Below are 22361 nucleotides of genomic sequence, written 5' to 3' on the forward strand. Positions count from 1 at the left end.
GATCAAATCCGCCGAGTGTGTGAGGGTTGGACGCGCGGCTTACAGCTCCAGCACCGCCGTCACGGGCGCGTGGTCGGAGGGGCGCTCCCAGCCGCGGGTGTCGCGGGTGACGTCCATGGTGCGCAAGGTATCCTTCAGGCCCTTCGACAGCCAGATGTGGTCGAGGCGCCGGCCCTTGTCGGCGGCGGCCCAGTCCGGCGAGCGGTAGCTCCACCAGGAATAGATTTTTTCCGGCTCGGGCCGCAGAACCCGCATGGCGTCGATCCACTCCGCCTCCTGGCGCAGGTCCTCGAACATCTCGGTCTCCACCGGCGTATGGCTCACCACGTCGAGCAACTGCTTGTGGCTCCACACGTCGTGCTCGAGGGGCGCCACATTGAGGTCGCCGACGAGGATCGCCGGGCCGGCGGCGGGCTTGGCCTTGCTGCCCCATGCGCGCATCTCGGCGAGAAAATCGAGCTTGTGGCGGAATTTCTCGTTGATCTCGGGATCCGGGATGTCGCCGCCGGCCGGGACGTAGAAATTATGGATGGTCAGACCCGCCGCGGCCTTGGCCTCCCGGCTCAAGGTCACGGTGATGTGGCGGGCATCCTGGCGTCCGCACATCTCCATCAAGCTCGTCTCGGCAAAGGGATAGCGGGACAGGATGGCGACGCCGTTATAGCCCTTCTGGCCCATATGGACCACGAACGGATAGCCGAAGGCCTGCAGGTCCTTCAGGGGCAGCTTGTCGTTCGGGCACTTGGTCTCCTGCAGGCACAGGATGTCGGGGCGGCGCTCCTTCAGGAAGCGGCCCACCTGATCGATGCGCAGGCGAACGGAATTGATGTTCCAGGTCGAGACGGTCAGTTGCACGGATGAGGCCCCTCGGAAGACCCTTTTCGGCTACGACAGATTTTGTCTGGAGGGAAGGGCGGGCTTCAGGTCCGTTTTCACTCTGGCCTCATCCTGAGGAGCCGCGCAGCGGCGTCTCGAAGGATGATCCAGTGGTCCCTGGAGACGCCTCGTCCTTCGAGACGGACCTGACGGTCCTCCTCAGGATGAGGCTGTGGGGTGCTGCGGTCTCCACTTGGGTCTCCCGGCTACCGGTTATTCCCCGCGCCGATGACCGCCTCGTACTGGATCTTGAACAGATCCTGGTCGATCCGGCGGCCCCGTTCGACCTTGTCGAGCACCACCATGGTCTGGAACCCTTGCGCGTCGATGATGCGCCACTGGTTCAGGCTCTCCACCTGGGGGTCGAAAAAGAGCGTGATCCGGGAGGTGCCGCCGAGCGTCGAGGAATCCTCCAGGTTGATCCGCACCGCATTGCCGTCGTTGGTGATGCCGGTGATCTTGATGTCCTGGCCGAGATTGACCCGTTCGCGCAGGAGGAATTTCAGCGGCGTCTGCGAGATGGAATAGAGATCCTGCGTGGCGAGCTTGCGGTCGCGCACGGCCACCGAGCGGCCGTCGGCCACCACCTGGAGGGTGGCCGGGGGATCGTATTCGAACCGCACCTTGCCGGGCCGCTGGAGATAGAGCGTGCCACCCTGCCGGCGCCCGTCGCCGCCCACTTGCGTGAAGTCCGCCACCATGGTGTTGAGGTTCGTGAAGAAGGCATTGGCCCGCTCCACCACCACGCTGTTGGGCAGCGGCTGGTTGAGGGCCACCGGAACGGCCGAAGCAGTGACGATGGGCTTCGGGGTAATGATGATTGGTTCAGGGTTAGCCTCGGGCTCATCCATGACCGGGCGGCTCGGCGGCAGGGGCGCCGTCGCGGCGAGCATCTGCTGCGCGTTGGCGGGCCTGGGAATCACCGGCCGGACCGGCTGAGCCGCATGTTGCGCGGATCCCGCATGATGGAAAGAGGCGGTCGGCAGGGGCGCGGCCGTGCGGCTGAAGCCGTGGACGGCGGGCCGCGCGGGCGGGAGGATCATCTCGATCGGCAGCGTCTGCCCCATGGCCGGCAGGATGCCCGCACCAGCGGACAAGGCCGTCACCAAAGCAACAAAGGGGAGGGGACGCATCCGAAGAATCTCCTGACCGAAACCATCATGACGGTTGCCGGGCCATTGCATAGGGCTCAACAATGACGCAGGGCCGCGGCCAAGGTTCCGGTCAGGGGCTTTAATCGTCTCCCACTCCCGGAGATTCAAGCAGAATCTCTCTTTTTCCGGCGTGGTTTGCGGGTCCGACGATGCCCTCCTGCTCCATGCGCTCCATGAGCGAGGCCGCCCGGTTGTAGCCGATCTGCAGCCGGCGCTGGATGTAGGATGTGGACGCCTTCTTGTCCCGCAGCACCACCGCCACCGCCTGATCGTACAGGTCGCCACTGGGTGCCCCAAACTCGCCCTGGTCGAACACCGGTGTGTCCGGTGGGGCTGCCTCTTCCTCGTCGGCGGTGACCGCCTCCAGGTACTGCGGCCGCCCCTGGCGCTTGAGGTGCGCCACCACCTTCTCCACCTCCTCGTCCGAGCAGAACGGCCCGTGCACGCGCGTAATCCGCCCGCCACCCGCCATGTACAGCATGTCGCCCTGCCCCAGGAGCTGCTCGGCGCCCATCTCGCCCAGGATGGTGCGGCTGTCGATCTTCGACGTGACCTGGAACGAGATCCGGGTCGGGAAGTTCGCCTTGATCGTGCCGGTGATCACGTCCACAGACGGCCGCTGCGTGGCCAGGATCACGTGAATGCCGGCAGCCCTGGCCATCTGGGCCAGGCGCTGGATGGCGCCCTCGATCTCCTTGCCGGCCACCATCATCAGGTCGGCCATCTCGTCGACGATCACCACGATGTACGGCAGCGCATCGAGCTCCATCACCTCGTCCTCGTACACCGCCTCGCCGGTCTCGCGGTCGAAGCCGGTCTGCACCGTGCGGGTGATGGTCTCGCCGCGGGCTTTCGCCTCCACCACGCGGGCGTTGAAGCCGTCGATGTTGCGCACGCCGAGCTTGGACATCTTGCGGTAGCGGTCCTCCATCTCGCGCACGGCCCATTTCAGCGCCACCACGGCCTTCTTGGGGTCGGTCACAACAGGGGTGAGCAGGTGCGGGATGCCGTCGTAGACGGACAGCTCCAGCATCTTGGGATCGACCATGATCAGCCGGCACTCGGCCGGCGTGAGGCGGTAGACGAGCGACAGGATCATGGTGTTGATCGCCACCGACTTGCCCGACCCGGTGGTGCCGGCCACCAAGAGGTGCGGCATGCGGGCAAGATCGGCGATGACCGGCTCGCCCCCGATGGTCTTGCCGAGGCAGAGCGCGAGCTTCTGCTTGGTGCTCTCGAAGTCCTGGGAGGCGAGGAGCTCGCGCAGGAACACGGTCTCGCGCTTGTGGTTGGGCAGCTCGATGCCGATGGCGTTGCGGCCCTGCACCACCGCCACGCGGGCCGACACCGCGCTCATGGAGCGGGCGATGTCGTCGGCCAAAGAGATCACGCGAGACGACTTCGTCCCAGGCGCAGGCTCCAACTCATACAACGTCACAACAGGACCGGGATTGACCTTGGAGATGGCGCCGCGGACGCCGAAATCCTCGAGCGTGCCTTCGAGCAGGGCCGCGTTCTGCTCCAGGGCCTCGGCCGAGATGGTGGGACCGGCCGGGCGCTTGGGCTCGGCGAGCAGGCCGAGCTGCGGCAGCTGGTAGTTCTCCTCATCCAGCAGCGACGGCTGCGACTCACGCGCCATGCGCTTGCCGGGTTTCGGCGCCGTGTGGGCCGGCGCGACCCGGGTCGGGGCAGGTTCGGGCCTGGCGGCAGGGCGCGCCGGGGGAGCCTCGTCCTCGTCCCAGGGGGCCTCGTCTTCATCGTCATGCATGGGAGCGGAGGCCGGCAACTGTCGCGGGCGGGCCGGTGCGCCGTCGAGGATGGGCTCGCGGCGGACGCCCCGCTGACGGGCGGAGCGCTTCGCGGGTGCGGGCGCGTCGTCGTAGTCCTCGTCGGGAACGGCGCTGCGGCCCTCCCGCCAGCGGCGGGCGGCAGCGCGCAGGCTCATCGCCCCATGGGCCAGCGCCCCAAGGGACACGATGCCCCAGCCCGGCTCGTCGCGGCCGATCTCCTCCGCCTCGTCCCAGTCCTGAAGCTTGCGCCGGCGCACCGGGACCGGATCCTCGATCTCCTCCGGCTCCTCGCGATGCCGCTCGTCTGCAGGTCCCAGGCCGCAGGCCGCCGAGAGGGTCAGGATCGCGACGCCGGCAAACAGGAAGCCCAGCACAGCGCTGGCCGAGCCGTTGGACAGCCCCGTGATGGCCTTGGCGCCGGCCAGGATCGCATCGCCGACCACGCCGCCGAGGCCCGTGGGCAGGGGCCAGCTCTGGGTCGGGGGGAGGGCGCTGGCCAGCGCCGTCGCGGCGCCCGCGCCGATCACCCAGAGGGCGAGGCGCAGCTGCAGGCGGCCGAGCGCGCCCGATTTCATGAGCCGCCAGCCCCACAGCGCCAGGGGCAGCACGGCCGCGATGGCGCCGAGCCCTAGAAGCTGCATGAACAGATCGGCCACGATGGCGCCGGGCCAGCCGATGAGGTTGCGCACCGGCAGGTCGGTGGCGTTGTTCAGGCTTGGATCGTCCACCGACCAGGTGGCGAGCGCCACGGCGACCGCGCCCGCGAAGGCGATCAGGCACAGGCCCGTCAGCTCCTGGGCCCGGCGGGCCAGGAAGGCTCGCAAAGAGCTGAAGAGGCCATCATAGGCGGAAGAAGAACGGCGGGCCGCGCGCATCAAACCACTCGAAAAAACCACAGGACGAGACAGTATTGCCTGGATGCTAGCGCGGGCGGGTTAAGGGTCCTTTAACCGTAAGTGCATCGGGTGGGGAAAAGTGGCTTCATTGGTCGCGCATGGCTGGAAGCTCCAGTGGCCTTTTGCGCGGTTGACGTTCGCCGGGCAAAAGACCAGTGTCCCGGCCATGAGATGCAGGACCTCGGCACAGGGCTGGACACGCGCCGCTATTGCGGCGGTGATGGCCTATGCCTTCGTCCTGCAGGCCCTGCTGCTGTCCGCGAGCGGCGCCGTTCATGCGGCGGTTGCGGCCGAGACGGTGGGGATCATCTGCGTTCAGGACGGCTCGGCCGGGCCCGATCATTCGCCTGCCAAGGATCACGGGACTCTCTGCTGCACCTTGAGCTGCCACGGCTCCGGGACGGCAGGGCCGGCACCCCTTACAGCTGCTCCCGAGCGGATCGCATCTTTCAGCCTCGCAAGTGACCGCACGACGGAGCTGCCGCGCCTACGCCTTACCTCCAATGTCCTGCCCCTGGGATCGCGCGCGCCGCCGCGCCTCGGTTAATCGCCGACTTCGATTCCCATTCTGCAAGGACTTCCATTCATGACTTTGTCCCGCTTCGGCGCGCTTGCTGGCGCGCTCATCGCCATTTCTTCCCCTGCTCTCGCCCATGTGACCTTCGAGAATGGGCAGGCGGCGCCCAACTCTACCTACAAGGCCACTTTACGCATCCCGCACGGATGCGACGGCAAGCCGACCTTGAAAGTGCGCGTGCGTATCCCGGAAGGGATCGTCGCCGTGAAACCCATGCCCAAGGCCGGCTGGAAGCTTGAGGCCACCAAGGGCGCCTATGTGCGCGCCTATCAGGTCCAGGGCGAGGCCGTTTCGGAGGGTGTGACCGACATCATCTGGACCGGCTCCCTCGATGACGGGCATTACGACGAGTTCGTGTTCCAGGCCCGCTTCACCGATGCCTACCAGCCCGGCGCCACGGTCTTCTTCCCCGTGGTGCAGGAATGCGACGGCGCAGTGGAGGAATGGACGCAGGTGCCCGCCACCGGCGAGGACCCGCACAACCTCAAATCGCCTGCGCCGGGCGTGAAGATCGCGGCCGCGCAAGGTGCTGCGCCGACCCCGATGAAAGCAGGGTCCCTGACCCTTGAGCAGCCCTGGTCGCGCGCCACCCCCGGCGGCGCCAAGGTGGGCGGCGGGTATCTTCGCATCACCAACACCGGCACAGCGCCCGACCGCCTCACCGGCGGATCCTTTCCGCTCGCTTCCAAGGTCGAGGTGCATGAGATGAAGCTCGAGGGCGACGTCATGCGCATGAAGCCGGTGGAGGACGGGCTCGAGATCAAGCCCGGTGCCACCGTCGAACTGAAGCCGGGCGGGCTCCATCTCATGTTCCTGGACCTGAAGGAGCCCCTGAAGGAGGGGCAGACCCTGAAGGGAACGCTCACCTTCGAGAAGGCCGGACCTGTCGAGGTGGAATACACCGTGCGCGGCATGGGTGGGGCAGCTCCCGCCGAGCACAAGCACTGACACGGGAGACGAGCGATGACCATGAAACGCCTTCTCATTCCCTTTCTCGTCTTCACGGCGGGCCTGCTGGTGCTCGTCGTCACGGCGGGCCTGCTGCTCTTCCCGTCCGGATCGCAGCAGAGCGCCGGCAAGGTGCCGATCGGCGGTCCGTTTAGGCTCACGAGCCATGAGGGCAAGCCGTTCACCGAAGAGAACCTCAAGGGCCGGCCCTTCGTGGTGTTCTTCGGCTTCACCCATTGCCCGGAGGTCTGCCCGACGACGCTCTACGACCTCACGCAGGATATGGCGGCGCTGGGCCAAGATGCCGAAAAGCTGCAGGCCGCCTTCATCACGGTGGATCCGGAGCGCGACACGCAGGAGCTGATGAAGACATACCTGTCGTCCTTCGATCCGCGCATCGTCGGTCTCACCGGCACACAGGACGAGATCGCGGCGGCGGCCCGCGCCTACAAGATCTATTACCGCAAGGTGCCCACCGACGGCAGCTACACCATGGACCACTCGGCGACGCTGTTTCTCATGAATAGCAAGGGCGAGTTCTACGGCACATCCAATTTCCAGGAGCCGGAGGAGACCCGGCGCGCGAAGCTGCGGCAGTTGGTGAAGAACGGGTAATTGATCAGTGTCATCCCGGGGCTGCGGAGCAGAACCAGGGATCGTCGGACGAGTGTGGCGCAGGATCACCTCTCCCGGGGGGAGAGGTCGGACCGGAGGTCCGGGTGAGGGGTTAGCGTCCTCTCCGGATGAGCCTGTAACCCCTCACCCCAACCCTCTCCCTCAGGGAGAGGGAGACCTGCACCCTATCCTGCATGCGATCCCGGATCTTCGCTCCGCTTCGTCCGGGATGACGTTGTTCGGATGATTATAAGAAAAGCCCCGGCCATCATGACCGGGGCTTTTCCGTTTGTGCCTCTGGAAGGCTGTTCTTCAGTAATTGTAGGCGCGCTCGCCGTGGTCGGCGAGGTCGAGACCTTCGCGCTCCTGGTCGTGCGTGACGCGCAGGCCCACGATAGCATCGACGATCTTGAACAGCACCAGGGAGCCGATGCCGGTCCAGACCAGGGTCACCACCACGGCGATGACCTGCGTCACCACCTGGCCGCCGATCGAGTATTCGCCGACGCCGTAGCCGCCCAGCGAGGGAGCCGCTACGATGCCGGTGCCGATGGCGCCGATGATGCCGCCGACGCCGTGGATGCCGAACACGTCCAGCGCGTCGTCATAGCCGAGCGCGTTCTTCACGCCTGTGACCGCGAAGTAGCAGGCTGCGCCGGCCACGAGACCGAGCACGATGGAGCCCATCGGGCCGGCAAGACCCGCAGCCGGCGTGATGGCCACGAGGCCCGCGACCGCGCCCGAGGCGATGCCGAGCAGCGAGGCCTTGCCCTTGTGGAGCGCCTCCACGGTCATCCAGGCGAGACCGGCCGCGGCCGGGGCCACGATGGTGTTCAGGAGCGCAAGCGCCGCGCCGCCGGTGGCCTCGAGGTTGGAGCCGGCGTTGAAGCCGAACCAGCCGACCCACAGCAGGCAGGCGCCCACAAAAGTGAGCGTCAGCGAATGCGGCGCGAGCAGGTCGCGGCCGTAGCCGATGCGCTTGCCGATGAGCAGCGCCCCGATGAGGCCGGCGACGCCCGAGTTGATGTGCACCACCGTGCCGCCCGCGAAGTCGAGCGCTCCGAGACCGAACAGATAGCCTTCCGAGAACCACACCATATGGGCGATGGGCAGGTAGACGAAGGTCAGCCACAGGCCCGTGAAGAGCATCACGGCCGAGAACTTGATGCGCTCCGCGAAAGCGCCGACGATCAGAGCCGGCGTGATGCACGCGAAGGTGAGCTGGAAGGCGATGAAGGTGAATTCCGGGATCGCCACGCCCTTGGTGAAGGTGTCGGCGGTGGAATCCGTCGTCACGCCGGCGAGAAACGCCTTCCCGAATCCGCCGACGATGGCGCCGAGCATGCCTTCGCCGCCGGACGTGAAGGCCACTGAGTAGCCGTAGAACACCCACAGGATCGACACGAGGGAGAACACTGCGAAGACCTGCATGAGCACGGAGAGCATGTTCTTGGTGCGCACGAGGCCGCCATAGAACAGGGCGAGCCCCGGGATCGTCATGAGGATCACCAGGATCGTCGAGACGAGCATCCAGGCGGTGTCGCCCTTGTTGACGGTTGGAGCGGCGGCGTCCTGCGCCAGGGCAGGATCGAGAGCCACGAGACTTATACCCAGCGCACCGAGCGCCGGCAGGAGAAGAGGACAGAAGGTCATCGGATCGAACCTCGAAAAATCAGCAAAAAAGAGGATTAAAGGGCGTCGCCGTCGGTCTCGCCGGTGCGGATGCGAACCGCCTTTTCGAGCGAGGTGACGAAGATTTTGCCGTCGCCGATCTGGCCCGTGCGCGCGGAGGCCGTGATCGCGTCGATCACCGGGTCGACCAGCTCGCTCGGCACGGCCACCTCGATCTTGAGCTTCGGCAGGAAGCTCACGGCATATTCGGCGCCGCGATAGATCTCGGTATGGCCCTTCTGCCGTCCATATCCCTTCACCTCGGTCACAGTGAGGCCGTGCACGCCGAGGGTGGTGAGCGCATCGCGCACTTCCTCGAGCTTGAACGGCTTGATGACCGCCATCACAATCTTCATGGGTCAGGCCCCCTTGCTTGCGTCTGCCCGAAAACTCCGGGTGACGGTTCCAACGCGAACCCGGCTCCAGGCGCGGGTGTCGGGGGGCTTTATGCAAGGAACGTGCCAAACCTTGCCGGCTATGGCGAGAGGCTGCTGCCTCTTTTCAAGGCAGTGGGGATTTGGCTGGAAAGTAGCCCGTTTGATGAATCTTTGAGCAGTTGAGAGCCGGCTCTCTTAGTTAGCCCAGGCTCTCTTTCCCTCCCCCTTGTGGGGAGGGGCAGGGTGGGGTGCTGGCGCCACACGCGGATAGGCACTCGTTTACACCCTCACCTCCAACTCCTCCCCACAAGGGGGAGGAGGGCTGGGAGTGTCGCAACCTTAATTAGTTCAGCGCCGGCGCTCGCGGATGAGGCCTTCCTGGGCCACCGAGGCGATCAGGGTGCCGTCCTGTCGGAAGATGAGGCCGCGCGACAGGCCGCGGGCGCCGCCGGCATTGGGCGTATCCTGCGCATAGAGCAGCCATTCGTCGGCCCGGAACGGCCGGTGGAACCACATGGCGTGGTCGAGGCTCGCCGGCTGGATCTCGGGCTCGAACACCGTCCGGCCATGGGGGATGAGCGAGGTGTCGAGGAGCGTCATGTCGGACGCGTAGGCCAGCACGCTCTGGTGGATCGCCGGATCGTCCGGCAGCCGGCCGGTGGTCTTGATCCACACATGGAAGCGCGGCTCGCCCGGATCGCGGGACATGTAACGGTTGAGCTCCACGGGGCGGATCTCCAGCGGGCGCTCGCGCTCGTAATAGGTGCGCATGGGCTCCGGCATCTTGAGGATCAGGCCGCCCTTCACCTCCTCCTCGCTGGGGAGTTCGTCCGGGCCCGGCACCTTCGGCATATCGGCCTGATGGGCGAAGCCGTCCTCCTCCACATGGAAGGACGCCGACATGGAGAAGATCGCCTGCCCGTGCTGGATCGCCAGCACCCGGCGCGTGGTGAAGCTCTTGCCGTCGCGGATGCGGTCGACCTCGTAGATGATCGGAACCTTGGGATCCCCCGGCAGCATGAAATAGCAGTGGAGCGAATGGGGATGGCGTCCCTCCACGGTGCGGGTGGCGGCCACCAGCGCCTGCCCGATCACCTGCCCGCCGAACACCCGCTGCCAGCCGCTCTTGGGGCTCTGGCCGCGAAACAGGTTCACCTCGAGCTGTTCGAGGTCGAGGATGGCAAGAAGATCGGTGACGGCGCGGGACATGGGCCTCAAAAATCCTGTGATCACGAAAGGTCATCCATCACGGAGCGGCCTCGACACGTCAAGCTTGACGCTGGTCGATGATTGGCTGACACCCACCTATAACGTCTGGGTCGGAGAGTTTCTCTGACGCATGCGATTTCGGCCGCCAAGGGCTCTTCGCTCAGATGGCCTGGGAGAACACACGATGAGCGCAGCAACAGGTTCGGCGCAACCGCGCATCGTCATCGCGGGTGGTGGCCTCGCCGGATTGTCCCTGGCACTGGCGCTGAAGACCGCGTTGTCCGACGGCATCGACGTGGTCATGTGCGATCCGGCGCTCAAGCGCGATCCGCATGGCGACAAGCGTTCCTATGCCATCGCGGCGGCGGCGCGCCGGATGCTGACGGCGCTCGGCGTCTGGGACCAGGTGGCGGAGCGCGCCCAGCCCATCCTCGACATGGTGATCACCGACAGCCGTCTGCAGGATCCGGTGCGTCCGACCTTCCTGACCTTCGCGGGCGAGGTGGACGGCAACGAGCCCTTCGCCCACATGATCACGGCCGGCGACCTGACGGCGACGCTGTATGAGGCCTGCCGCACGGCCGGCGTGAGCTTAAGACCTGAGGGCGTGAAGGGCTTTGCCGTCCAGGGCAGCCGCACCGACGTGACCCTGACTGACGGCGAAACCCTGAGCGCCGCCCTGCTGGTTGCCGCCGATGGCGGGCGCTCGCGCCTGCGCGAGCAGGCAGGCATCGGCTGGATCTCCTGGCCCTACCGGCAGTCGGGCATCGTCGCCACCATCGCTCATGAGCGTGACCACGAGGGCAGGGCAGTGGAGCATTTCCTCCCCTCCGGCCCCTTCGCGATCCTGCCGCTGAAGGCCGAGCCGCAGGGCGACGGCTCCACCAAGCACCGCTCCTCCATCGTCTGGACCGAGCGGGCCGAGAACGTGCCGGCCCTGCTCGAATCGCATCCCGAGGATCTGCTGATCGAACTCGAACGCCGCTTCGGGCTGCAACTCGGCCAACTCTCCTTCGAAACGAAGCCGCAGGCCTTCCCCCTGTCCTTCGGGGTGGCGCGGTCCTTCGTGGCCGAGCGTCTGGCGCTCCTGGGCGATGCCGCCCACGTGATCCACCCGATCGCCGGCCAGGGGCTCAATCTCGGCCTGCACGACGCGGCGGCGCTCGCCGAGATCATCACGGACGCCATGCGTCTGGGAATGGACCCTGGCGCGGCAGACGTGCTCGACGGCTATGAGCGGGCACGGCGCACCGACATCACCACCATGGGAGTGGTGACGGACGGGCTCAACCGGCTGTTCTCCAACGACGTGCTGCCCGTGCGCCTGATCCGCGATCTGGGGCTAGGCCTCGTCGACCGCATGCCGGGCCTCAAGCGCTTCTTCATCCGCGAGGCGGCGGGACTGACGAGACAGCAAGCGCCGCGACTGCTCAGGGGCGAGGCCCTTTAGGAGTACTTCCAAATTCAGACCTTGAAGTAATTCCTTTTAGGTATGTGATAATGTAGTCTCGGTGCGCCCTTAGTCCCGTCAAGCTGCGGATGCGCCATGCCCAACGTGATCTACGACGACTCCAACCCGCTCCCTGATCCCGGCACCGAGGCAAGGCTCGAACTCGCCGGTTTCGACATGGTCGTGATCGATCTCGACATCATCAGCAACACCCCAGCGGCGATCAAAGCCAACGAAATCGACCACATCCTGATCCGGAAAAGCAGCACGATCCGTGGAGAGATCGACGGCATCGCACTGACGGGACACGGCAGTACCGTCACCAACGAGGGTAGCATACAGGCCTTATCAGAGACTGGAGCTGCCATTCGGCTCACAGGGACGACGACCTATTCCGTCGTCAATTCGGGAACGATTGTGTCCGTAGGTCGCGCCATCCAGGGCAGTGCCGGCGTCGACCGGATCGTCAACACAGGTGAACTGAAGACGACATCTGCTGCAGCCAATGCCGTTCTTCTGGATCTCGGGGCAGGCAACGACGTTTATGACGGCATTCTCGGCACCGTGGCGGGCGGGGCCATCAAGCTCGGACTCGGCAACGATACCGCCTTCGGAGGCGCAGGATCGGAGATCTTCGCCGGCGGGGCTGGCGACGACGTTCTCTTTGGCGGAGGCGGCAACGACACGGCCGATTATTCGGAGGCGACCGGCGGTGGCGTGACCGTCGATCTCAGCAGGACGACCGCTCAGGCCATCCACGGCGACCAAGGCACCGATACCCTCATCGACATCGAGAATGTCGTCGGAGGTTCCGGTAACGATGCGCTCATCGGCGACACGGGCCAGAATGTTCTCGAAGGCGGCAACGGCCTCGATACGCTGCAGGGCGGGTCGGGCAACGACACGCTCAAGGGCGGAGACGGCAACGACACGCTCGACGGCGGACAGGGCAACGACAGGCTCGATGGGGGCGCCGGCACCAATACGGCCCGCTACACCGGCTCTTCCGGAGCCAAGGTCGATCTTCGGATTGCGGTCGCTCAGAACACCGGCAGCTACGGCTCCGACACTCTGACCGGAATCGTGAATCTCGAAGGCGGCTCCAGCGCCGACCATTTCATCGGCAACGACGCGGACAACCGGCTGCAGGGCGGGGGCGGAAACAACACGCTTGAAGGCGGCAAGGGCAACGACACGCTCACCGGCGGGTCCGGGGAGACCATGGCTGTGTTCTCGGGCAGGAGCAGTGACTACGACCGGGTCAAGAACGCCGACGGCACCTTCACGATCACCCATGCGCGAGGAACCCAGGCGGACGGCACCGATACGCTCAAAGATCTGCGTCTGGTGAAATTCTCCGACACCACCATCGCCCTCACCAACGCGAATCCAACCGACATCTTCCTGTCGGGAACATCGGTGTCCGAGGACAAAGCCGTGGGTTCTGTTCTGGGAACTCCCCGTGGCACCGACCCGAATGACGACGACCTGACCTTCAGCCTGTCGTCGAACCCGAACGGCATCTTCGGCCTCAATAGCAGCGGCGGGCTCGTCCTGCTGAAAGCCCTCGATTACGAGTCGGCCGCGCAGCACACGATCACGATCAAGGCCGAGGACAAGTACGGTGGCGCCTATACCGAGACGTTTATCATCAGTGTGCGGAATGTCGTCGAAACGAACCCGCTGATCCGCTCCGGCACCGCAAAGGGGGATCAGCTGGTCGGCGAGTCAGGCAACGACCGGCTCCTCGGCCTGGGCGGCAACGATGCGCTCTTCGGCCAGATCGGCCACGATACGCTCACCGGCGGGGCAGGCAGCGACACTCTGGTCGGCGGGACGGGCAAGGACGTTTTCGTGTTCGATCAGAAGCCAAACGCGAAATCCAACCTCGATTACATCCAGGATTTCAACCCGACGGACGACGTCATTCACCTGTCCCGGACAATCTTTACCAAAATCGCGAAAGGTGCCCTGTCGAGCAAGGCCTTCGTCACCGGCAACCAGTTCAAGGACGAGGGCGACCGGATCCTCTACTACAAGCAGGGCGGCGCCCTGTTCTACGATCCCGACGGATCCGGATCGGCCAAGGCGATCCAGTTCGCCACCATCTCGAAGAACCTCAAGATCAGCCACAAGGACTTCTTCGTGATCTGACGCCGGTCGGACGCTCTAACTCACCTTTCCATGCTCATGCCGGCATTGGTCGTGATCGGCCAGCACCTGGATGATCCGGCACTCCCGCACGGGCCCATGCCGGCAATCCTCCAGCATGTGCCGCAGCTCGGAGCGCAGGAGGGTCAGCTGCGCGATGCGGCGCTCCACGCTCTCCAAGTGCCGCAGCACGATCTGGTCCGCCGGCTCGCAGGACTGATCCGGCTGTGCCGCCAGGCTTAAAAGCTCGCGGATCGCCTCCACGTCGAAGCCGAGATCCCGCGCATGCCGGATGAAGCTGAGGCGGGACACGTGCTCAGCCCCATACCGGCGCTGGCGCCCTTCGGTGCGCGGCGGTGCGGGCAGAAGACCGATCTGCTCGTAATAGCGGATGGTCGGTACTTTTACGGCCACCCGGCGCGACAGGTCCCCAATCGACAGATCCACGATTTTTCCTCTTGAACCTCTAGTCGCTAGAGATTGTATAGATGGCATCCGATGACGAAAAGGAGATTCGGATGGGTGAGGCCTGCGGTCACCAGCACGGGGCATGCTGTTCGTCCCACGACCACCCTGCGCATGAGGCCCATCCGGCGAAGGGGCATGCTCATGCCGAGGAGGCCTGCGGCTGCCACGGCGGCGTGCCGGTCTTCGACGGGGTCGATCCGCGCTACAAGCGGGTGCTCTGGACGGTGATCCTGATCAATGCCGCCATGTTCGTGACCGAGATCGTGGCCGGGCATCTGGCCCGCTCACAGGCCCTCCAGGCGGACGCCCTCGACTTCCTCGGCGACACGGTGACCTACGGGTTGAGCCTTGCGGTGATCGGCGCATCGCTTCGCACCCGCGCCACCGCGGCCCTGTTCAAGGGCGTGAGCCTGTCGCTGATGGGCGCCTGGGTGCTGGGCTCGACCCTCTATCACGTGCTGATCCTCGGCCTGCCGCGGGCTGAAATCATGGGCGTGATCGGGCTTCTGGCGCTGGCCGCCAACGTCACCAGCGTGCTCCTGCTGATGCGCTACAAGGACGGCGACGCCAATGTGCGCTCAGTGTGGCTGTGCTCGCGCAACGACGCCATCGGCAACATTGTCGTCACCGGGGCGGCGGGGGCCGTCTGGTGGACCGCGAGCGCCTGGCCGGACCTGATCGTGGCGGGCCTCATGGCCGGGCTGTTCCTGTCCTCGGCGGTGCAGATCCTGCGGCAGGCTTGGGCCGAGTATTGCAGCACCGGCCCGACCTCACCGGTCCCGGCCGAGTAGCGGGCAAAGAAAAGGCCAGGCATTTGCCCGGCCTTTATCGTCTCCGGTGGGAGCGAAGCTTACTTCTTGGCGCGCTCGACCGCCTCGAGGATCAGGCGCCGGGCTTCCTCGGCGTCGCCCCAGCGGATGATCTTGGCCCATTTGCCGGGCTCGAGATCCTTGTAGTGCTCGAAGAAGTGCTCGATCTGCTTGATGGTGATCTCGGGCAGGTCGGTGTAGTTCGCCACCCGGTCATAGCGCTGGGTCAGCTTGCTCGACGGCACCGCGATGATCTTCTCGTCCTGGCCGCCATCGTCCTCCATCACCAGAACGCCCACAGGGCGCACGTTCATGACGGCGCCGGGGATGATCGCCCGGGTGTTGGCGATGAGCACGTCGCAGGGGTCGCCGTCGCCCGACAGGGTATGGGGAATGAAGCCGTAGTTTCCGGGATACCGCATGGCGGTATAAAGGAAGCGGTCCACCACGAGGGCGCCGGATTCCTTGTCCATTTCGTACTTGATGGGCTCGCCGCCGATCGGCACTTCGATCACGACATTCACGTCGTCCGGCGGGTTCTTTCCAATCTTTAACGCGTCAAGGCGCATAGAGCTGTTCTCCGGAACAAGGCTTGAGCATCTTTGCGGGCGCGGCGTTCCCGTGTTGAACAGGACACCGCGACACCGGTGAAAATGCGGCAGAAGCTGGGTTTGGGAGCGGCGTGAGCCCGAACGCCGGACGGCCGCTCCCGAAGCTGGACGCTTCACTAGCCGGAGCAGGCTTCGGCAACAAGGACCGAGGGTTGAATTTTTGAGGGTTTTAGCCGAAAGGCGGCCTCATCCGGGGAGAACCGGCGTCAGCGGAAGAGATAGGCTACCTTGGCCAGCGGCGTTCCGCCGATGCGCTCCTCGACGCGGGCGACGCTCTGCCCGCCCATGCTCTCGTAGAAGGCACAGGCGCGGGTGTTGTCCTCCAGGGCCCAGACCACGGTCCTGTCGAGCTCCCGGTGCCGCAGGTCGTTGCGCACCGCCTTGAACAGGCGGCGTCCGAAGCCGATGCCCTGATATTCCGGCAGCAGGTAGAGCTCGTCAATCTCGCCGTTCGCCGGCAGCGACCGGTCGCGACAGCGGCCATAGGAGGCATAGCCCACCGCGCCCTGGCCGAGATCCAGCACCACAAGCGGACGCCCGCGCGACACGGTGGAGCGCCACCAGTGCTCGCTGCGCCGGGAAAACATCTTTTCGAGGGTCACGCCCGGAATGATGCCGGAATATGCCTCCCGCCAAGCCGTGTCGAACACCTTCGACAGGAAAGCCGCATCGTCGGGCTTCGCATGACGGATACTGACGAGGAGGTCGCTCATGGCTTTGGCAAAACGGGTGAGAGAAGCAATGAATTCAGTGTCATGCCGGGACGGTTAACGGGGGCTTAACGGAGCTGGAGCCGGCTGATGAAAGTGTGGCGTCCTAAGCACAACTTATGAGATGGGAAGCATGTCAAAACGTCACAATGGATCGAGAGCTGTTCATGAACATCCACTGAAACCGAGCTCTACTATCACGACTTTTCGTGATCTAAGCTAATCGAGAAGATCGCTCCATCTCCGGAGATGCCTATACTGTTCAGGAACAGCGCCCGCTCTCGTCAAACGAACGGGTGCAGGAAGACAACAGCTGGACAAGCATAAAATTCGAGCAAAGGCAGCAGAGGGTTAACCTATGTTAGGTTGATTGGCTCCTGCGGCTAGTGATCTCAGACCGGCAGGGTCGTTGGCTTTTCGCATTGAAATACAATCATATTACCTGCATTGATAGCAGCTGATTCTGGATCAGATGCGTGGCGTACCTGCTCAAGGAACGCTCGAAGTTGGTAATACATTGATGGCAGACCTTCCTTTTCACGCATCGCTCGTCCTCAATATACATCGAGAAGCCGTTTTCTTGCGGCGTACGCTCCTTTCTCTGGCCGAAGCAGCGAAGTTTGCCCATTCGAATGGAACCCGCCTCGAGCTTGTCGCTGTCCTTGACCGAACGGACGACCAGACCCGTCAAGTCCTCACATCCTTTGATCTGAGTCCCTACCAGAGCACCAAGATCATTGAAGTCGACAACGGCTCCCTTGGATTGTCCCGCAACGACGGCATCAATCACGCGTCAGGAGAGTTCATCTTCACGGCCGATGCAGACGATCTCGTATCCTACAACTACTTTCATGCCATTTTGAGAGAAGCCCAGAGCAAGGGAAAGAACTCCCTGTACTTTCCCGAGGCCGTTCTGAGCTTCGGGAATCCGCCTTGGATTACGCTCTATCAGGGATCGGAGGCTGTGCCTCCCCGAGCGTTCGTTGATGGGCAGCCCTATATCTCTCGGGTCTGTGCTCACAAGGACATATTCCTCAGCATTCCTTACTGGGATGTCCGTCTCCAGAAGGGGTATGCCTATGAGGATTGGCACTTCAATGCAGAAGCGGTGGCCTTGGGCGTGGAGGTCCATACGGTTCCCGGAACCGTTCTGTTCTACCGCCAAAGGCCCGGAAGTCTGTTGAAGGCGGCGGATGCAATGTCGGTCCGGCAAATTCCGCCGACCCGGCTCTTCGAGCCAGAAACCTTCCTGAAGCTCTCACGCCGTTACGAGCAGGATTGTCCGGCGGGAGCCGCACAATCCAGATCCGCTGTCTCTGCGACAAGACGCTGGTCGGTCCACGATCCCAGCATCAGGGACTTCATTGTGCAGGCCAATGCGATCGAGCCGTCCATCTCGGTCGAGAAATATATTGCCTGCCCAATCTCCCGGAATTTCAAGCAGGATTACCCCCTGGGTACGGCTTATCTGGATCTATGCTCTCTCGTCAGGGACCGAAACTTCAGCGACGTGTTTCTGTTGCCCTTCATGCCGCGCGGTGGAGCGGAGAAATACTTCCTCAACCTCATGGAGACCATGTACGAGCTCGACCCTTTCAAGAACTTTCTCGTCATTCTGGGGGAGCATATCGACAGGTCGCAATGGATGGACCGCCTGCCGCCGAATGCGGTGGTGGTCGACATGGCGCTTCACTGCCATTTGATGTCGCTGGATCAGCGCTGTCTGCTCACCTTGAAAATCATCGAGACGTGTCCACCCGAGACGCGGATTCACATACGCAATTCCGCATTCGGCGACAAATTCCTGGAGCTGTATGGCGTGGTCTTGAAGGATCGGGAGGCCATCTATTACCACTTTGCCGACATAGAGCGCATCATAAACGGTCAGCGCTCAATCGTTCATTCATCGGTCGACCTCATCGCCGACAACCTCGATCATCTCTCCAAGATCGTTTGCGACAGCATGACGACGATCCAGAAGGATCATCATCGGATCGGCCTTCAGAATCATAAATGGCATTGCCTCCATCCCGCCGTTGAGGCACCGGCGGTGCTGCCGTCCCGAGATGCCGCTGCTAGCCAGCGCATTCTCTGGGCTTCGCGGACGGACATGGAGAAGAGACCTTCTCTGCTTCCGCTAATCGCCTCGCATCTCAGCCGCAGCGCACCCGATATCCACATGGATGTGTTCGGCGGCTCCGTAGCCAAGGGATTCAATCCCCGTATGCTGGAACGCCTGCCCAACCTTCGATACCACGGACCTTATGACGGCTTCGGCTCCCTGCCGCTTTCCCAGTCTGCGATCTTTCTCTACACGAGCCTGCATGACGGCATTCCCAACGTCATTCTTGAGGCCATGAGCTACGGCCTCGCGGTCATCGCCCCGGATGTCGGCAGCATTGCAGAGGTTGTTGACGGTAAAACCGGGATTCTGCTGCCCTCGCTGGCCGATGACCGCGACATGGCGGATTCCTATGTACAGGCCATTCGCACGCTTGTGAACGATCCCGACCTCATCCGCTCGGTTGCTGAAAAAGCCCACGCTTTTGTCCGCAGAGTCCATTCGCCCGGCGCCTACAGGGCGCGGGTCGCCGATCTTTTCGGCCTTCGCCAGAGGCAGTTGCAGCATGCTTAAGAAGAGCGATATCCAGCCGTCGCCTTGCGGCTCCGAAGATCTTGAATACTACAAATTGCTTGCACGCCTTGCAGAACAGCGGGCACGGGATATCCGTCGGATCGCGGCCCTCGAGCGGGAGCAGCTCGAAAAATTTGCTGCCAGGAGAGGAAGTAAGACGGCTTCTTTCCAATTACAGAACGATCTGAACAAGGCCAGGATCGAATTGGAGGAGTTTCGGAGAACACATGCAGCTCTGGCAGCGTCGCGAGCGCATGCATTGGCGGACGCTTATATAAGGCTTGCCACCGGAAATTCTGTCCTAGCCAGAGCCCTGCAGCCTCTTCGACGCGTCGCTCACATAGTGTTTCCACGGCCGCAAGGTGCCGAAGCCCCTTACGATCAGGAGTGAGGATCTGGCTTCGCTCTACCGCATTGGTCGGGCGAATCCACACATAAAAAAGGAGCGCTCCATTCCTGAAGCGCCCCTCTTTTCTTTAGTAAGCCCGCTCTCACATGAAGAGCGGGCGCTTCGTTCGTTGTATGCCTTACGCCGCGAGCTGGCGCAGGACGTAGTGCAGGATGCCGCCGTTGCGGAAGTACTCGACTTCCTCCAGCGTATCGATGCGGCAATGCACGGGAACGCGATTCACCGAGCCGTCAGCGGAGGCGACTTCCATCTCCATGCGCATGCGCGGCTTCAGGTCGCCGGCGAGGCCCTTGATGGTGATGGTCTCGTCGCCCTTGAGACCCAGCGTCTCCCAGGACGTGCCCTGCTCGAACACGAAGGGGGCCACGCCCATGCCGACCAGGTTCGAGCGGTGGATGCGCTCGAAGCTCTCGGCGATCACCGCGCGCACGCCGAGCAGGTTCGTGCCCTTGGCCGCCCAGTCGCGGGACGAGCCGGTGCCGTATTCCTTGCCGGCGAGCACAATGAGCGGAACGCCCTCGTCCTTGTAGCGCATGGCGGCGTCGTAGATGAACATCCGCTCGCCCGACGGGTGATGGATGGTGTAGCCGCCCTCGACCACGTGGCCGCTCTCGTCCCGAACCATCTGGTTCTTGATGCGGATATTGGCGAAGGTGCCGCGCATCATGACCTCGTGGTTGCCGCGCCGGGTGCCGTACTGGTTGAAGTCGGCCACCCGCACCTGATGCGACTGCAGGTATTCACCGGCCGGCGACGCCGCGCGGATGTTGCCTGCGGGCGAGATATGGTCGGTGGTGATCGAGTCCTGGAAGAGGCCGAGGATGCGCGCGTTCAGGATGTCCGTGACGGGCTTCGGCTCCTTGGTCATGCCCTCGAAGTAGGGCGGGTTCTGCACATAGGTCGAGCCCATGTCCCACTCGTATGTCAGGCCCGGCTCGAAGGTGACCTTCTTCCAGTTCTCGTCGCCCGAGAACACGTCCGAGTAGCGGCTCTTGAACAGCTCGCTGGTGATCGTGCGGTCGATGAAGTCCTGCACTTCCGCCGACGAGGGCCAGATGTCCTTCAGGTACACCGGCTTGCCGTCGGAGCCCGTGCCGAGCGGATCCTTGGCGAGGTCCACTAGCATCGAGCCGGCGAGCGCATAGGCCACCACCAGAGGAGGCGAGGCGAGGTAGTTCGCCCGCACGTCCGGGTTCACGCGGCCCTCGAAGTTGCGGTTGCCGGAGAGCACCGACACGGCCACGAGATCGTTGTCGTTGATCGCCTTCGAGACGTTCTCCGGCAGCGGGCCCGAGTTGCCGATGCAGGTGGTGCAGCCGAAGCCGACGATGTTGAAGCCGAGTGCATCCAGGTCGCCCTGGAGGCCGGCCTTCTTGAAGTACTCCTCGACGATCTGCGATCCGGGCGCCAGCGAGGTCTTCACCCACGGCTTGGAGGTGAGGCCCTTCTTCACCGCATTGCGGGCGAGCAGGCCTGCGCCGATCATCACGCTCGGGTTCGAGGTGTTGGTGCAGGAGGTGATCGCCGCGATCACCACGTCGCCGTGGCCGAGATCGTAGTTGGCGTCGTCCACCTTCACGCGCTTGCCGATTTCGCCGGCCTTGCGGAACTCCTTCTCCATGGCGCCGAGGAACTCGGTCTTGGAGGTGTCCAGCGTCACGCGGTCCTGCGGGCGCTTGGGGCCGGCCAGCGAGGGAACCACGTCGCCCAGGTCGAGTTCGAGGCTGTCGGTGAAGACCGGGTCCGCCATATCGGGGGTGAGCCACATGCCCTGCGCCTTGGCATAGGCCTCGACGAGAGCCACGCGCTCGTCCGTGCGGCTCGTGGTGCGCAGGTAATCGATGGTCTTCACGTCGATGGGGAAGAACCCGCAGGTGGCGCCGTATTCGGGAGCCATGTTGCCGATGGTTGAGCGGTCGGCCACCGACATGTCGGTGAGGCCGGGGCCGTAGAACTCCACGAACTTGCCGACCACACCCTTCTTGCGCAGCATCTGGGTGACGGTGAGCACGAGGTCGGTGGCGGTCACGCCTTCCTTCAGCTTGCCGGTGAGCTTGAAGCCGATCACCTCGGGAATGAGCATGGAGACCGGCTGGCCGAGCATGGCGGCCTCCGCCTCGATGCCGCCCACGCCCCAGCCGAGAACGGCAAGGCCGTTGACCATGGTGGTGTGCGAATCGGTGCCGACCAGGGTGTCCGGATAGGCCACTTCCTCGCCGGTCGCCGTGTCCTTGCGGGTCCAGACGGTCTGGGAGAGGAATTCCAGGTTCACCTGGTGGCAGATGCCGGTGCCCGGGGGCACGACGGAGAAGTTCTCGAAGGCGGTCTGGCCCCACTTGAGGAAGCGGTAGCGCTCGCCGTTGCGCTGGTATTCCAGCTCCACGTTGCGGTCGAAGGCCTTGGGCGTGCCGAACTCGTCCACGATCACCGAGTGGTCGATGACGAGGTCGACGGGCACCAGCGGGTTGATCTTGCGCGGGTCGCCACCGAGGTTCTTCATGGCGTCGCGCATAGCGGCCAGATCCACCACGGCCGGAACGCCGGTGAAGTCCTGCATCAGGACGCGGGCGGGCCGGTAGGCGATTTCCTTCTCTGCCTTGCCCTTGTTGTCGAGCCAGGCGGCCACGGCCTCGATATCGGCCTTGGTGACCGTGCGGCCATCCTCGTAGCGCAGCAGGTTCTCGAGCAGCACCTTCATGGAGAAGGGCAGCTTCGAGGCGCCCTTGAGGCCGTTCTTCTCGGCCTCGACGAGGGAGTAGTAGGTGTAGGATTTGTCGCCGACTTGGAGGGTCTGGCGGGCATTGAAGCTATTGTTGAGCGTCACGGCGAATCCTCGCGTGCATTTGGGTTACGAACATTGTGTTCGGCCGAAAGCGCGATATGCGCGCGCCGCTCCGGGGGTGCCCGGACAGGGGAGAAGCGCGCGAGGCGGATTGGACGCCTTGGCGCGCGGCGCAGCCACGGGTGCTATAGATCATTTCCAACCATCCCGCTACACGGTTTAG

19 protein-coding genes and 1 pseudogene are annotated in these 22361 nt (G+C 64.1%); 9 read left to right on the plus strand and 11 right to left on the minus strand.

Features of this window, described 5'->3' with window-relative positions:
- Positions 1-39 precede the first annotated feature (39 nt).
- The 3 genes from xth to IC232_RS15970 all read right to left on the minus strand — a co-directional run bounded on the left by xth (position 40) and on the right by IC232_RS15970 (position 4695).
- Positions 40-855 carry an exodeoxyribonuclease III gene (gene xth / locus IC232_RS15960; protein WP_190845978.1) on the minus strand — a complete coding sequence of 272 codons (816 nt, stop codon included), beginning with the start codon at positions 853-855 and terminating at the stop codon, positions 40-42.
- Between the two features lie 227 nt (positions 856-1082).
- Positions 1083-2009 (minus strand): outer-membrane lipoprotein carrier protein LolA, encoded by a 927-nt coding sequence (locus tag IC232_RS15965; RefSeq protein WP_190845979.1) that lies wholly within the window; start codon positions 2007-2009, stop codon positions 1083-1085.
- A 100-nt stretch (positions 2010-2109) separates the two neighbouring features.
- Complete coding sequence (locus IC232_RS15970; protein ID WP_190845980.1) at positions 2110-4695, minus strand: DNA translocase FtsK; 2586 nt, start codon at positions 4693-4695, stop codon at positions 2110-2112.
- Between the two features lie 187 nt (positions 4696-4882).
- Between IC232_RS15970 and IC232_RS15975 the strand changes: the two genes are divergently transcribed.
- The 3 genes from IC232_RS15975 to IC232_RS15985 are packed head-to-tail and all read left to right on the plus strand — an operon-like array spanning position 4883 to position 6856.
- Positions 4883-5263 (plus strand): hypothetical protein, encoded by a 381-nt coding sequence (locus IC232_RS15975; protein ID WP_190845981.1) that lies wholly within the window; start codon positions 4883-4885, stop codon positions 5261-5263.
- A gap of 39 nt (positions 5264-5302) precedes the next feature.
- Entirely contained in the window at positions 5303-6241 is a 939-nt protein-coding gene (locus IC232_RS15980; protein WP_190845982.1) for a DUF1775 domain-containing protein, read from the plus strand.
- 15 nt (positions 6242-6256) lie between these two features.
- Complete coding sequence (locus IC232_RS15985; RefSeq protein WP_190845983.1) at positions 6257-6856, plus strand: SCO family protein; 600 nt, start codon at positions 6257-6259, stop codon at positions 6854-6856.
- Positions 6857-7168: 312 nt separating this feature from the next.
- Here IC232_RS15985 and IC232_RS15990 read toward each other — a convergent pair whose 3' ends face one another.
- From IC232_RS15990 to tesB, 3 genes are all read right to left on the minus strand, one after another.
- Positions 7169-8509, minus strand: coding sequence for an ammonium transporter (locus IC232_RS15990; RefSeq protein ID WP_190845984.1), 1341 nt, complete (start codon positions 8507-8509; stop codon positions 7169-7171).
- 35 nt (positions 8510-8544) lie between these two features.
- Positions 8545-8883, minus strand: a complete 339-nt coding sequence (locus IC232_RS15995; protein ID WP_190845985.1) for a P-II family nitrogen regulator — start codon at positions 8881-8883, stop codon at positions 8545-8547.
- Between the two features lie 369 nt (positions 8884-9252).
- Positions 9253-10113, minus strand: a complete 861-nt coding sequence (gene tesB / locus IC232_RS16000; RefSeq protein ID WP_190845986.1) for an acyl-CoA thioesterase II — start codon at positions 10111-10113, stop codon at positions 9253-9255.
- A gap of 184 nt (positions 10114-10297) precedes the next feature.
- On the opposite strand from tesB, the gene IC232_RS16005 reads away from it, so the two are divergent.
- Together IC232_RS16005 and IC232_RS32905 are read left to right on the plus strand one after the other, a co-directional pair.
- The gene (locus IC232_RS16005; protein WP_190845987.1) at positions 10298-11563 is read left to right on the plus strand and encodes a ubiquinone biosynthesis hydroxylase; all 1266 of its coding nucleotides are present in this window, start codon (positions 10298-10300) and stop codon (positions 11561-11563) included.
- Positions 11564-11659: 96 nt separating this feature from the next.
- Entirely contained in the window at positions 11660-13717 is a 2058-nt protein-coding gene (locus IC232_RS32905) for a M10 family metallopeptidase C-terminal domain-containing protein (protein WP_190845988.1), read from the plus strand.
- Positions 13718-13732: 15 nt separating this feature from the next.
- On the opposite strand, the gene IC232_RS16015 is transcribed toward IC232_RS32905, so the two are convergent.
- The gene (locus tag IC232_RS16015; protein WP_312895179.1) at positions 13733-14161 is read right to left on the minus strand and encodes a helix-turn-helix domain-containing protein; all 429 of its coding nucleotides are present in this window, start codon (positions 14159-14161) and stop codon (positions 13733-13735) included.
- Positions 14162-14232: 71 nt separating this feature from the next.
- Here IC232_RS16015 and IC232_RS16020 point away from each other — a divergent pair, with 71 nt between their 5' ends.
- Positions 14233-14973: a cation transporter gene (locus IC232_RS16020; RefSeq protein WP_190845990.1), complete on the plus strand. Its 741-nt coding sequence runs from the start codon at positions 14233-14235 to the stop codon at positions 14971-14973.
- A gap of 59 nt (positions 14974-15032) precedes the next feature.
- Here IC232_RS16020 and ppa read toward each other — a convergent pair whose 3' ends face one another.
- Together ppa and IC232_RS16030 are read right to left on the minus strand one after the other, a co-directional pair.
- Positions 15033-15560, minus strand: coding sequence for an inorganic diphosphatase (ppa, locus tag IC232_RS16025; protein ID WP_190845991.1), 528 nt, complete (start codon positions 15558-15560; stop codon positions 15033-15035).
- A 248-nt stretch (positions 15561-15808) separates the two neighbouring features.
- Positions 15809-16315: a GNAT family N-acetyltransferase gene (locus IC232_RS16030; RefSeq protein ID WP_190845992.1), complete on the minus strand. Its 507-nt coding sequence runs from the start codon at positions 16313-16315 to the stop codon at positions 15809-15811.
- Between the two features lie 517 nt (positions 16316-16832).
- Between IC232_RS16030 and IC232_RS33275 the strand changes: the two are divergent.
- A pseudogene (locus IC232_RS33275) lies at positions 16833-17138 on the plus strand (glycosyltransferase family A protein); the annotation flags it as partial.
- On the opposite strand, the gene IC232_RS32430 reads toward IC232_RS33275, so the two are convergent.
- Complete coding sequence (locus IC232_RS32430; RefSeq protein ID WP_246812242.1) at positions 17106-17444, minus strand: hypothetical protein; 339 nt, start codon at positions 17442-17444, stop codon at positions 17106-17108. The pseudogene IC232_RS33275 and the gene IC232_RS32430 overlap by 33 nt on opposite strands.
- A gap of 444 nt (positions 17445-17888) precedes the next feature.
- On the opposite strand from IC232_RS32430, the gene IC232_RS32435 reads away from it, so the two are divergent.
- A complete protein-coding gene (locus IC232_RS32435; RefSeq protein ID WP_246812243.1) occupies positions 17889-18947 on the plus strand; it encodes a glycosyltransferase family 4 protein in 1059 nt (352 codons plus the stop codon).
- On the plus strand, positions 18940-19338 hold the full coding sequence (locus IC232_RS16040; protein ID WP_190845994.1) for a hypothetical protein: 399 nt from the start codon (positions 18940-18942) through the stop codon (positions 19336-19338). Before IC232_RS32435 ends, IC232_RS16040 begins: the two co-directional genes overlap by 8 nt.
- Before the next feature lie 136 nt (positions 19339-19474).
- Here IC232_RS16040 and acnA read toward each other — a convergent pair whose 3' ends face one another.
- Positions 19475-22180 (minus strand): aconitate hydratase AcnA, encoded by a 2706-nt coding sequence (gene acnA / locus IC232_RS16045; RefSeq protein ID WP_190845995.1) that lies wholly within the window; start codon positions 22178-22180, stop codon positions 19475-19477.
- Between the last annotated feature and the right edge of the window lie 181 nt (positions 22181-22361).

Source organism: Microvirga sp. (assembly GCF_014699075.1).
In the GTDB taxonomy this organism is placed as follows: domain Bacteria; phylum Pseudomonadota; class Alphaproteobacteria; order Rhizobiales; family Beijerinckiaceae; genus Microvirga.